The sequence below is a fragment of the Pectobacterium carotovorum genome (assembly GCA_016415585.1).
Classification (GTDB): domain Bacteria; phylum Pseudomonadota; class Gammaproteobacteria; order Enterobacterales; family Enterobacteriaceae; genus Pectobacterium; species Pectobacterium carotovorum_K.
Map to the genome: position 1 here is coordinate 4088562 of CP066552.1, position 12942 is coordinate 4101503.

Sequence of the window (12942 nt, forward strand, 5' to 3'; positions counted from 1 at the left end):
TCAGGCCTGTGTTGGCGCTTGAATATCGGAGCTGGTGATATTGCCCTTTGCGTCGACTGTAAATACCGTTTTTTTGTAGTTACTGCTGTCAATCGCAACCAAGCGTGACAAATCATCAAAGGTAAAAATTCGGTTCGCGCTGAAGGGTCCATAAGCGATATCAGATACTGGCCCAGATGAAATGCCCGATTCCGCTACGACATTAAAGGTATAGATGTGGCCGGCTTGTAATGCAGTTTCAAATGTTAAAGGGCTCGAAGATACGATTTTTTGCTCAGTTTGTTCGCCGTTGTCATACAAGTTGGCTTTGTAGGACAACACATCATTTGACGTAGTAAATGAACCGTTAAAGCGCAGAGCGACCAAACTCAGCATCGGATCAATAGGCTTAAACAACACCAGAGCGACTTGTTGTGACATCACTCCCAAAGAAATGCTGTTTGTTGATTGTACCGCAACGCTATATGGCGAATTTCCAACGAAACTCTCTATCGGAAATTGTGTGTTAGTGCCGTTTCCTGTGTAACTCATTTCCACTCCACCAGCACTGTCTGAAATGGTTGCTTTATAACCACTCCCCACTGAAGGATTGAGTAGGGTCCAGGCGACTGACAATGTGGTGATGTCATACTGGGTTGAAGTAATGGTCGGCGCGCCAGCAATCAATACTGCAGGCGCAGATTCCTCGCCAGTTATGCCGTTATAAGTAGCGGCAACTGCAATGGTATAATTTTCTTCTGCGTATAATGTTTGAAGTGGTACAAATGAGGTTGTTTTCTCTGTAGTCGTTAGAGAGAAATACTCAATGCCTTGCTTATAAACAGTGATGATATAGTTTGTGGGAGTGGTTAGGCCTGAATAAGTAAAGGTAAGCGTAACATCGTTTCCGCTGTAACTGACGGCAGTCAACACCGGAGCATCCAATGCAACGATCTCAACGCTAGCACTTCTCGGACCAATGGCAACACCATTTACCGATGAAAGATTGACAGAATAGACACTTCCAGTGACGAATACCGTTGTCGGAGTTGCTGACATCGACGTACCGGAACCTTCGAATGTCTCCTGCTTGACCCCATTTTTAAACAAATCTAATTGATAGCCCATTCCAGTGTAAGTTACGTCAGGCAGTGTCCAATTTACACTCAAGGTATTGTGACTGTAGGTTGCTGCAGTGATGGCTGGAAGTTGATAAATAATTAGCGCAGGCGTGGAGTACTCTCCAATCTGGTTAGCATTCGTGCTTGCTACTTTAACTACAAAGGTCTGATCACCAGTAAGTTGGCCTGCAAGGTTGTTGAAATTCGTGGTTAATCCACTGCCTTGCTTGTTTAACTTGATAACGGTTCCTGCAAAAATAGAAGCAAGAAAGGTATTCGTATCAACACCTGCCGCTAACGTCCAATTTACCAACAAATCCGACCCGTTATAAATTGCACTGTCGATAGTCGGCGGCGACAAAACAGTAATCGACTTCTTGCCGCCATATGGTCCCGTTGAAATACCGACATGGATAGCGCAGCCTATCAAGTAGCTATTATCACTGGTCAAAGGAGGATTGGGTGTAAAATGAGTCGTTGGAGTATTTCCTTCGATTGTTTCTTGTAGGCTCCCATTTTTGTAGAGCGCTATCGTATAGGTGATGACGTTATTTGGAAGATTCGAAACTGAAACTGATACTGTTCCAGAACGATAATCAACCGAGGATATGTTGAGTGGCAATGTATAAATTGTCACTGCGTCACAATAAGGACCTATTGCATGTTCTTGAGTAATTGCGGCTTTTACTGAATAAGTATCTGTTGTAGAAAGGGGGGATGCGGGGATTAACGTTGCATTAGTTCCACTACCTTGGCTATTTTGAACAAGTGTACCTGCCTTATAAAGCGATAGCAGATAACCATATTCTCCTGCGTTCAAATTATCTGGATAGGTTAAACCCGCATTCACGGTTGTGCCGTCGTAATTTATCAGGTTAAACACAGGTAATTGAGTTATCAAAGTTTGGGGACTAGAAGATGGTCCTAGAGCGACAGCACTCTTATATGCAATTTTGATCTGGTACGTTGACGTATTCACCAAGGGTGCTGAAGGCGTGAATGTGTATTTTAATCCCGAGCCAGCAACGGTCTGTACCAAGGTCCCATCTTTGTATAATCCAATGTTCATTGACGTTGCGTTAACAGAAGTTGGGTTTTTACTCCAACTCGCGGTGATGTTCGAACCGTTGAAAGTAACTAATGAAATAGTTGGAGTTGCCTGAAAAATAATAGCTGCGCTTGAGGATGGACCTATGCTGACCGCGGTCGTTGAAAACACTGTAAACGAATAAACATCAGTCAATGTAAGTGGTGTATTTGGCGTGTAGCTGAAGTTTACAGCTATTTCACCGTTCACTGGTGTTACATTAATGGTGTCAACAATGACGCCATTTTTATTGAATGCAACTTGTGCGCAGGTACCGCTGCCTGAATTTTGATTCAAGTTGACGATACCCCTAAACACCTGGCCATCGAAGGTGACATTCGAGAGCGTATCAACTTGCCAGATCACTTCAACTCGGTCAGACAACTCGCCAATACTTACTCCGTCGACGGTGGCCATAGCAACAGAGTAACTAGACGCAGTGGTAAAGTTACCGGTATAGGTCAAACTAGCTTGAGATCCCACAGTTATCGGAGCATTTTGTACGACGTTGTCGTTCACAAAAAGTGAAAGTAATACACTGTCTCCGTAAACAGATCCTGCAGGGTACGTTACTTGCCCGGTGATCACTTTCTGCTGGTTATTACTCACTAAAGATATCGTTGGTTTAACGATATAAACTGCAGCAAGTGCACTTGCTGGACCGCTGAAACTCCCTGATAGCGCCTGTACGGTCAATGTGTACTGTTTTGTGTCTGAGGGAGTAAAACCTATAGTAAATGACTTAGATAACAAGCCGGCTGCTAACACCGTTTGTACGATGGTACCGTTCTCGTAGACCGTGATTTGATACTGCTGCGAACTGGTTGGATTCACGTAATCATAAGTAACGGTTATTTTGTTCGCTTGGTATTTCGAAGAAAGAATGCTTGGTACACCAAAAATGGTTACGTCGACACTATCTGAACTGGGCCCTGAGGATTTTCCAGACAATACAATTTTTCCATAAGTAACATACGTTCCTGGCTGAGAGGATAATGGTGCAACTGTTGTTATGGTGGCTGGAGACTGGGATGCATTACCTACGCCAACCACAGCTTTCGGGGTCTTAGCTTCGAGGGTAAACTGACAACTCTGGTAACCGTTATAGATAGCTGGGACTGTGTAAGCTAGCGTAACGTTGAGATCATAACCAGTCGTAGCGGAGATTGTGGGTGCTTCTAAAACGAGCTGGATTAAATCAGATCCTGTTCCGTAGCCGCCACCCACTTTCTTGTACCAGATCTGCAAACTATAAATCACCCCTGAAGTGAGCAAATTATTGGGGATGCTAAACGTACCAGTTGTGACTTCACTGGTGAAATTGTATAGGGATTTACCTGCAGACATGATGGACAAGATGTAACCATCCATCTGCAGCAAAGGATCACTTAAATGCCATGTCGCATTTATTGTCTGGTCTTTTCCAATAAGATTGGAGACAGAAACACTATCAATGATAACTTTGGTGTTTGTTTCATCAGCCAAGATCTGATCCTCTCCATTGTAAGTAGAACAGTTTTTCTTCCCTGCTACCCTACAGCTCATCTATCGGGCAATAGCAACACCGATAGATGAATGGATATTAATCAACTAATTACTTGTTTCTTTTTTCCAGTTTTTGTAGTCTGCATGCCATTCTTTTGGAAGGCGCTGCAGAATGTCATCGTGATCTTTCCGGTAATATTTACCCCAGTATTCCTGCATTGAGTTATCGCCTACCAGAATATTTTCAGCATAAAACCCTGTGGAGGTATGGTCGTTCTTATCCTCTCCCTCTAAGACTAAGTTCCAAACTTTTCCGCTGTAATTTTTGTTTTTTATCGAAACTATTTTAGTTTGACCTTCTGCATTGTAGATCTCTGTACCTACTTTGAGTTGACGTGCCAGCAGCACGCTATTTTTGCCGGATAAAACTGGGTGTTCTGCCGTCATTTCTACGCTGTTACCTTTGGCATCCGTGACCACGTAAATAACCCCCTCCTCATACCCTGGAATTGTGCTGGTTACCTTTTTAGGCTTTTTATTTTGGTTGGATAAGACCATATCTCCGACCTCGATATCCTCCACTCGCTTCAATGAGCCGTCAGCCATCCGCACTTTGGTGCCCGGAGTTAAACAGCCCCAAGCAAACTCTAAATAATCAATTTCTGTGGTATCAAATGGTGTGCTACCGCCTTGTGTTGTGACATAGGCAGAAACTTTATCAAAGCCACTTGTTGCTGTTTGTACAGCGATCATGAAACTCATATCGACACGAGTTAATGCATTAAAGCAAGCCTGTCCAAAATTAGCGTTTGCGAAATTCCAGCTCACAGTATTTCCGTTAGTTGTAAAATAGCTCAGCATATCGGCACTGGTTTCACCCAGCGTACAGCCACCACCAGATGCATCATCCCAAATTATGAAGTTCACACTAGCATTACTGAGGTTCAATGTTGTGGGAACAGCGCTAGCATAGGTAACACTTCCTTGCATTGGGAACTGCACAACGCTACCACCACCATACGGGCCGTAGTCGCAGTCGGCAGTGTTACCAGGTGACCTTTGCAAGCATGTCAGAATGTAGGGTACTTGGCGGCCGGGTTTCTGCACTGGTGCTGAGACCACTGGCGGCGACTGCGGAACCTCTATTGCTAATGCGGTATTTTGGACATTAAGGAAAACAGGTGAACCTGTTTTTGGCTGTATAAATACTGTACCTGTTGCAAGTACTTCATCCGTTGTTGTAGGTACACTCTGCCAGCTGCCTGCAGCACCTAATGCGGCGTCTTGACCAGCTCCATATTGAGTCGTCGTTGTGTGTGTGCCAATTGCAGTTTTAGTGGTATTGTCAAACAGCTGTAGAGTCAGTGCGGTGGCTATTGTACCCTCAGGAACCGAACTTATAAGCGTTGCTGTATAGTTGTAATTTTGAGTTGACTCTCGACCCAACTCAATAATTGCATTTATTGACTCTGGCGACATTCCCGTTTCGGATAACAGTGAATAGGCTTGCTGATCCGGAGGAGACGAGGCGTGCTGAGTTTGTAGCGTTTCTAATGTTTGAAATAGTTGTGGAGAACTGGCTGGAGTATGCCCCGCTTTTGCGAGTTGGTTTTGTACATAGCGATAGTGATGTGCTTTTGATAAATCCAGCGCATATGGTACACCAGGCTTGGACTCCTGTACCAATTGCGCCAAATCACTTTTGTTTTGGCGTTCAGCAACACTCTCGTCACCTATAGCTTCTGAGCTATAAGCTGCAACATTGAGCAGGATTAAAAAAGATGCAAAACAGGTTCTAAAGTTCATTACGATCCCTCAATATGAATTAGCAATACCTGACACGAATGGCGTTTAGGCGATCATGGCGTGAATACTGAACGGACGAAAAAGCTTACATCACATAAGCTATTTGACTTTGAAAGTACAAATTCCGAAACAAGCCCACGTTAAGCGAAATTCTGCAGAATAAGCTGCGAGCTGTAACGTTTAAGCATTACGTTCAACTCATTGAAAACAAGGCGGGTTATTAGGTTTTCTATGGAAAGATAACCGAATCGACCACATCCAACATGTGAGTTGTATCCATTATGGGTCTGACTTTAGGATTTTTCCAATGTGGGAACAAAATTATTTTTGGTTCATTTTTGGGTATAGAAAACACTCCATTTTAATAACGTTGAAACAGCTTTTCTGAGTGCTGCAGCGCTGAGATGCCACATAGATGCAAACACTCAATCCAAGATTTTTCATCTGATATTTTATATTATTTCAGTAATTTGCTTTTGGTTTATTTCCCAGCACAATCGAAAATCGGTTCCAGAGGTTTTCTGTAAAAAACCAACCATAAAAAAAGCAAATCTGTATAGAGTGTAGATTCACTTCTAGAATATTCAGTCAACATCGATACGGGGTTACTTATATGAAACTTAGTTAGCGAGTCATATATTTATTTATCTTGATTATTAATATTACCAAGATGATAAGGTATCCACCCCACATAAGGATTAAAGGCTCTGATGAGAGTTTCAGTAAGAACTCTATAATCAGGTAGAAAATCGTATCCAGGATAATTATTTAACTCGTACTATAGCCATTCTGAAATATCTTTTAAACCAAGCTTTACTGATATCATTTTTGCTCTGGATCGCAAATCTTCAATATTGGTAGAGCTTGAACCAGCCATATCTTGAAGTTTTAGCACAGGACAATCTGTCATAGGAATCGCCCATTTTGTAGTTAGACGCATATATTATCCATTAGCTGGACTTACCGTAAATAGATATAGTGCCTTTGATCGTTGTTATGATTGATGCTCCCCTATGGCTAGAGAGCCCACAGCTTAGTCCATAGGCCACAAATCTTCACACCTTTCGGTCAGCCTCAAACGCTTGTAATGGCAGCAAAACCTGCACAATGTTGCCCATATTGCTAGGCGCAATAATATCAATAGCTGCACGATATCTTGCGCCGGGGCTCAACGTAGAGTGTATGGTTATAAGCTGCGCTCACCTGGTTGGGATCGCAATGCGAAAGCTGGGCGTTCACCAAAACTTTGGGGTAGCCCACTTCGTTGGGCGCCGTGGAGATCGTGCCACGGATGCCATGACCTGTGAGCAAATCCTGATAGCCCATACGTTTGAGAGCACCGCTGATACGCTTTTTCAGATCGCTGCGGTGCGAGAAAAGATACCGTTGTGCTGGCCTAACCTCTCCGAGAAGGTAGCGAACGATCTCAATCGCCTGAATAGACAGCGGTACGATGTAGGAGAGGACATCCTGAGGCCGTTTGCCCTTCTTGCGCATATCGGTTTGCAACTGCTTGACCACGTCTGGAGGAATAACCCACAGCTCTTGTTCCAAATCGAATTGCTCTGGGGTCGCCAACCGCAACTCGCCCGTACGCCCCCGTCAGTAGTAACAAGCGGATTCCGAGTTTCGTCGTGATCGCTCCACGATAACTTCGTACTTTTTGCAGAAGTTCAGATAGCTCAGGTAAACGCAGGAAAGGATTGTGAATCACAGGTGGTGCAGGAACAGCCACCACATCCAAGTCAGATGCCGGATTTATCTCCAGTCATTCGACGTTCACCTGCGCAAAGCGGAACAATTGATTGAGTCAGGAGCGTACTTTCTCGGCAGTAGTAAACGCCTCACGTTGCTCAATCTTGGGGAGTATATTCAGCAAATCGGCACGACGAACGTCGTAAATAGATAGTTTACTCAGGCTTGGCGCTCAAAGATACGCAGGATCTGCGACAAGGTACTGTTACGCCCTTCTTTGAGCTCTAGTTTGCGATACTCAAGCCATTGAAGAAAAACAGCCTTGAATGTGTGCTCGTCGGCAAGTCGTACGAACTGCCGTTTATACTTACGATCGAGCTTGGGATTGATACCCTTGGCAAGCAGGGCACGGACCTGATCGCGCAGCGTTCGCGCTTCGCGTAAACCGACCTCTGGGTAGGAGCCCAAAGACATACGCTTCTGTTTGCCCGCCCACGAATAGCGGAAGTGCCAAGACCGACCGCCCATGTCGGTCACCGCCAAGGAGAAACCATCAATGTCACCAAGTGTATAGGCTTTGCCTGTTGCTCTGGCTTGGCGAACTGCCATATCTGATAGTGCCATAGTTCCAGCTCCTAACTTGAAGAGTTAGACGAGATTCTCGACCTATGGCACGCTCCGACCCAGCAACAATACGGAACCCCACACACCCGTTTTTATGGACTAAAAAGTCCTGGATGTGGGTGGATTCCAGTAGACCGCGCTCGAACGAAAAAAGGACCATAAGGTCCTATTTTCAACGACTTGCAGACTTCAGTAGCAGTCTACAGATCATAAATTGGAGCGGGAAACGAGACTCGAACTCGCGACCCCGACCTTGGCAAGGTCGTGCTCTACCAACTGAGCTATTCCCGCAGAGAATCGGATTTATTATCTTTTACTTTCAGCAAAAAGTGCCGAAACCAAAACCCATTAAATCCTGCCAAATCACATGTAACACAATGAATTTAATCACTATTTACTGACTAAGTAATTCGACGGTCAGCATTATGTACCAATCAACTTAACGTGGCAAGCCCTTTTCACTGAAAACCTTACCGTCCAGTTTTAACCAGCGATGTGCCGTGGCGATAGAGCAATGAGAGCTCCTGCAACAAGGCCGCCCGAGTTTAAGGCGGCCTGATATTTCATTGGTTTATGCGTATCAGGATCTTACGCTGCTAACCAAGGTTTGCTTACAAATGTGCCCAAATGTGACGTGAGTAGAGATATTACCTCCCACACCAACACCGCTCTGAGCCGGGACTTCAATACGCCATGCGCCCACATCGTAGGTTGTTCTCCACGTATTAATATAACCTTGGCTGTAGTCCTGGAACTGCGTCGTGTAATCAGCATAACAGTTATCCAATTTCACAGACCCAGAAGCCTTGCCGTTTGCATCAGTGATTATTCCGTGGGCGTTGGCAGCATTAAACTCTAACTCACCGTTGTTTTCTCGTTGGTCGAGTATAAGAATCGCCACGATATTTGGAATACCCGCGCCGGTGGAATCCGCCATCGTCACTCCCCAGGTCACATCCCGATAGGCTTGCGTGGTCATAAAACCAAAAGCTGTCGGTGCAGAACTTGGGATACGCAGGACGGTACTTTCCCCCGTAACAGAATGGCTAAACCTGACAATTTTTGAGCCCAGAGTTAACTTATATTTCTGAGACACCGTCGGCAATCTTGCTGGATTAGGCAGCACTCTCACCAAAACCTTCTCATTCGGCTGAGATGGAATGATGGTAATTTCCTGTCCGGCATTACGAGTTGTCCAGGTATTACCGCCATCAGTGGAAGACGCCAGTAACCAGTTATTATTGGTTCCACTTGTTACGCCATCAAAGCGAAGTAAAACATGCTGGCCACGGGTTGCGGTAAATACGTAGTAATCCGCATCAGAGTCACTATCAGAGTTACCTTCAATTTCCCTCAGATTATCTGACAAAGGATATGCCAGAGAAGGAATATCATTTAACTCATAGGCATCAACATTCGTATTAACGATAGCGCCAAAATTAAAAGCAGAACCATCTGCCGTATTGGCCTCCATAAACCAGTAATAGTGCCCCGGCGGAGTTAAATCCAACGTAGCCTCATCAGCATTTCCCGCCTGATTTGAATAATTAATTGCTGTCACATTATTCTGACCATCATCCCGCATCAAACTAAGAGCAATATCGGTTTCAGGGCTCATGCCTACGACGAACGCGGTTGTTTTAGAACGCTGAGTGATTTCAAAGTGATAACAGGCGCTGCCTCCACTTTGCAGTCCGTCCAGCGTATAAATGGTGTTTACGGCAAGGGTTGGGCACAAAGGGGTAAATGCAGCGTTATTAGCAAGAGGTTGAGTACTGGATAACGGTTTTTTTTGTGCGTTATTTGCATCAGCCTGCGCAGTGGGAGCATTGGGAGTAATAACGACAACTCCCTCATTTTCAGCCTTGTGAAATTTATAATGACTTGCGGCATGGGCCTGTATGCTATTAGGGGCCTCAAATACAGAAACCGAGCCTTTCTTTTGCAGTTTCCCAATATCCTTCACTTCGACAGAAACGCTGGTTTCAGCAATCGCTGAACCCATGCAGAATGCCAATCCGGCAGCCGCAAGATATACATTTAAACGATGGTATTTCATCCCAATATTTCCTTATCTTTGAGTATTCTCAAATAGAACGCAGACTTATTATTTAATAATTAACAAATACTGAATGTTAAGCGAAAGTAGTATTACACCGACACGCCGTATAATCTCAATAAAATCTTACAAAAATATTTAAAATGAATTTTTTTAAATGAGCGAATTGAAATTATTATTAAATACAATTAATTCGATCATTGATAATTTACTCAATAATTATTCAATATTCGCGATTAAAATCCACCTCGCCACGCAGCGTATTATCAGCCTGGAAACGAGCAAGATTCTCTAGGAATAATCGTCCCATCAGCCCCGGCACCATTGGTCCCGCAATGTGCGCCGTCAACGTCAGATTCGGTGTTTTCCAGAACGGATGGCTGTACGGCAACGGTTCTTGCCTGAAGACATCCAGCACCGCTTCCGCAATTTGCGCATCACATAGCGCCGCCCGTAAATCATCATCCACCACGGCACTACCGCGCCCGACATTGATAAACAGCGCCGAAGGCTTCATGGCGGCAAACAGACTTGCATCATAAATATCGGTGGTTGCCGAAGTGTCCGGCAGAAGGTTGATCACATAATCGGCCTCCGGCACCGCGGCAGGCAGTTCCGCTAAACTCATGATCCGTTTAAAATCAGGCTGCTGTCTTGGCGTACTGACGATGCCATATAGCTCAACGCCAAAAGGCCGTAAAAAGCCAGCAACCTCGCAGCCGATCTCTCCCGCACCGACAATCAGCACCTTTTTATCCGCCAGCGATCCCGGTAAACGGTGATCCCAGCGCCGCTCTTCCTGACTGATTTGCCGTTCCCCCAGGCGAAGCTCATGCCTGAGCATGTAGGCAATCACGTATTCGGCGATAGGCTGACCAAACACGCCAACGGCGCGGCTTAAGCGGTAATCTCGCGGTAGCCTATCGGCCAACAGCGGTTTGAACCCTGCCCACGTCGACTGTAGCCACTGTGGTTTAGCTCCCTGAGCCAGCAATGCAGCGGCGGTATCAGGTTCACCCAGCCAAATCGGGCAGCTCGCGGCCTGCTCTGCCGTACCGTTTGAGAGCACCAGCTCAAGCTCTGGCGCAGCATGATGTAAGACAGAGCCAATCTCATCGGCACGCGAATCCAGTAGCAGAATAGCGGTCATAAGCACGTTCCTTAATAGGGTGAAGCACCTTTGGCTTCATCCCGATGATTGTCGTCATTACGTTTAAGATTAGGCAGAAGCCTGAATGAGCGACGTCAGTAGCGCGCCACGCTTCGCTTCCGATTTTTTCACCAACGCCGCGAGTTTCTTGGTATTGCCCCAGATGAGATACAAAATATGTTCTATCACGGCGGGTTCTCGCATCCGTACTTCTTCGACGAGCTGTTCGAACAGCGCATCACTCTCTAACGCAGGCAGCACATTCAGCTTTAGCCTTTCCGTCGCATGGCTCAGGCAAGCAACCAAAGTCGCCACGTTCTGTGCCGTCACACCATGCTTATCGAAAAATGCACGAATGAAGGCATCTTGTACCGATTGATGTTCGTCATCCACGCTTTCCATATATTCTTTTACGAGTGGGAAATACCCAGCATCGCTCAGACCCAGCCCGAACACCGCATAGCTTCCCGGCATGCAGCACTTTTCGCCTTCCGAATCCGCGTACCATTCAAATTCCTCAATCGCGGTACGCGCATAATCCTCAAGAAGCGGGTAGTTCGATGCATATTGCAACGCGTTAGCAAAAAAGCGGTGGGTATCCGATTTTGCCAGCCCCTTGATAGGAAGATACTGTCGCGCCGACGATTTCAGAACGATCTTGTAGCTCTTTGGAAAACCGAGCGTCAGTAAGCGCGTAATGAAAAGCAGCGCCTGCTCATACGCTTCGGCGCTTTCCTTACGAATACGTACCGTGATGGTCGAAAACACATCATTCGCCACGCATTCGACCGATTCGTTCTTCAGGTTAATCTGCGCGTTCTCAAACGCACCACTTCCCTCTTCCATGATGCTTAGCGCCCGCGGGTAGCCCAACTGCTTCGCGATATCCAGATATTCCAGCGCCTGAGACTTACTGTAGGAAGGCTCATAACGCAGAATCATGATGGCCGCATAGAGGACTAATTCAACGGGATGAAGCGTTTGTGAATCCTGCACATCCAGTGCGATGCCAGGTTTGAGGATATAAATATCCGGCTCAAAAAAATGCTCAGGCTGGGACACATCGCAGTAGCGCAACAAAAACTGCTGATCAACCCACGTTCTTAACACGCGGGTAATCGTGCGTCGATGCTCAGACAATTCCGCACTCCCTGCGTTTCGCTGCTGAATCTGCTCAAGCAGAGTCATGATCCAGCGGATATCCAGCGAGGGAAAGAGATGCACATCAAGCAAATGACGAACCAGAAAGAACGTTTGTAACGGTTCTGTCGGCGCAGTGCCATGAGTAAGATGCTGCTCGATATAGTCGTGAATAAACTCAAGTAGCCGCTGTTTTTTCACCTCGTTGATGAACGTAAACAGCGTAATCAGCAGCCGGCCTTCGGTTGCTGGGAAGATGGCACGAAAGCAAAACCGATAGTCAATCACCGCAGTCTCTGCCAGTTTCTCAACACGCTGCGCGATAGCCTGAGTCAACACAGGAACGAGATTTTCCTGTATCTGCGCGACGCTCAATGCCCCTTTTCTGCTACCGATCGATAGGCCATCAGCATCACGCTTCGACTTAGCGGATATCGACGTCCGCCCGGGCGCATAATCCAGTATCACATCGTTATGGATGCCCGCCTGCAGCGTTGTTCGCAATACGACCTTATCGACATCGACTCTTTTCTCCAGCGCATCAAACCATTCGCTGATTATCGCCAGCACTTCATCCTGCATAGGTCGTTCGTGTGGTAGTGATACTCCAGCTTCGTTCGAGTGCCTCTCCGTCATTTTTCTCTTTTTCCTTATTATTTATCGCAGATGAAATGTTGCCCCAAAGCCCGGTATTGATGAGATTTACCAACCGCCAAAAAATATCCCAATGACATTCCCACATAAAGCGGACACGACCCTTACTTGAGATATTCTCTCAGCTTCATAAGCCATATTG

6 protein-coding genes, 1 tRNA gene and 1 pseudogene are annotated in these 12942 nt (G+C 45.9%); all 8 read right to left on the reverse strand.

Going from position 1 to position 12942, the window contains the following annotated elements; all coding sequences use genetic code 11:
- The 8 genes and pseudogenes from JFY74_18200 to JFY74_18235 all read right to left on the reverse strand — a co-directional run bounded on the left by JFY74_18200 (position 1) and on the right by JFY74_18235 (position 12782).
- Positions 1-3672 carry a hypothetical protein gene (locus tag JFY74_18200; GenBank protein ID QQG27971.1) on the reverse strand — a complete coding sequence of 1224 codons (3672 nt, stop codon included), beginning with the start codon at positions 3670-3672 and terminating at the stop codon, positions 1-3.
- Between the two features lie 105 nt (positions 3673-3777).
- Entirely contained in the window at positions 3778-5478 is a 1701-nt protein-coding gene (locus JFY74_18205; protein ID QQG27972.1) for a hypothetical protein, read from the reverse strand.
- Positions 5479-6256: 778 nt separating this feature from the next.
- Positions 6257-6418, reverse strand: coding sequence for a hypothetical protein (locus JFY74_18210; GenBank protein ID QQG27973.1), 162 nt, complete (start codon positions 6416-6418; stop codon positions 6257-6259).
- A gap of 212 nt (positions 6419-6630) precedes the next feature.
- A pseudogene (locus JFY74_18215) lies at positions 6631-7797 on the reverse strand (integrase arm-type DNA-binding domain-containing protein).
- A 215-nt stretch (positions 7798-8012) separates the two neighbouring features.
- Positions 8013-8088: transfer RNA gene (locus tag JFY74_18220), tRNA-Gly, on the reverse strand.
- A 289-nt stretch (positions 8089-8377) separates the two neighbouring features.
- Positions 8378-9856: a hypothetical protein gene (locus tag JFY74_18225; GenBank protein QQG27974.1), complete on the reverse strand. Its 1479-nt coding sequence runs from the start codon at positions 9854-9856 to the stop codon at positions 8378-8380.
- Positions 9857-10079: 223 nt separating this feature from the next.
- Positions 10080-11006 (reverse strand): D-2-hydroxyacid dehydrogenase, encoded by a 927-nt coding sequence (locus JFY74_18230; protein QQG27975.1) that lies wholly within the window; start codon positions 11004-11006, stop codon positions 10080-10082.
- A gap of 69 nt (positions 11007-11075) precedes the next feature.
- Positions 11076-12782 carry a hypothetical protein gene (locus tag JFY74_18235; protein ID QQG27976.1) on the reverse strand — a complete coding sequence of 569 codons (1707 nt, stop codon included), beginning with the start codon at positions 12780-12782 and terminating at the stop codon, positions 11076-11078.
- Positions 12783-12942 lie beyond the last annotated feature (160 nt).

Bases quoted from the DNA above. Each gene is read 5' to 3' on its own strand.
- JFY74_18205 (QQG27972.1), bottom strand. From the start codon at position 5,478: ATGAACTTTAGAACCTGTTTTGCATCTTTTTTAATCCTGCTCAATGTT.
- JFY74_18210 (QQG27973.1), bottom strand. From the start codon at position 6,418: ATGCGTCTAACTACAAAATGGGCGATTCCTATGACAGATTGTCCTGTG.
- JFY74_18225 (QQG27974.1), bottom strand. From the start codon at position 9,856: ATGAAATACCATCGTTTAAATGTATATCTTGCGGCTGCCGGATTGGCA.
- JFY74_18230 (QQG27975.1), bottom strand. From the start codon at position 11,006: ATGACCGCTATTCTGCTACTGGATTCGCGTGCCGATGAGATTGGCTCT.
- JFY74_18235 (QQG27976.1), bottom strand. From the start codon at position 12,782: ATGACGGAGAGGCACTCGAACGAAGCTGGAGTATCACTACCACACGAA.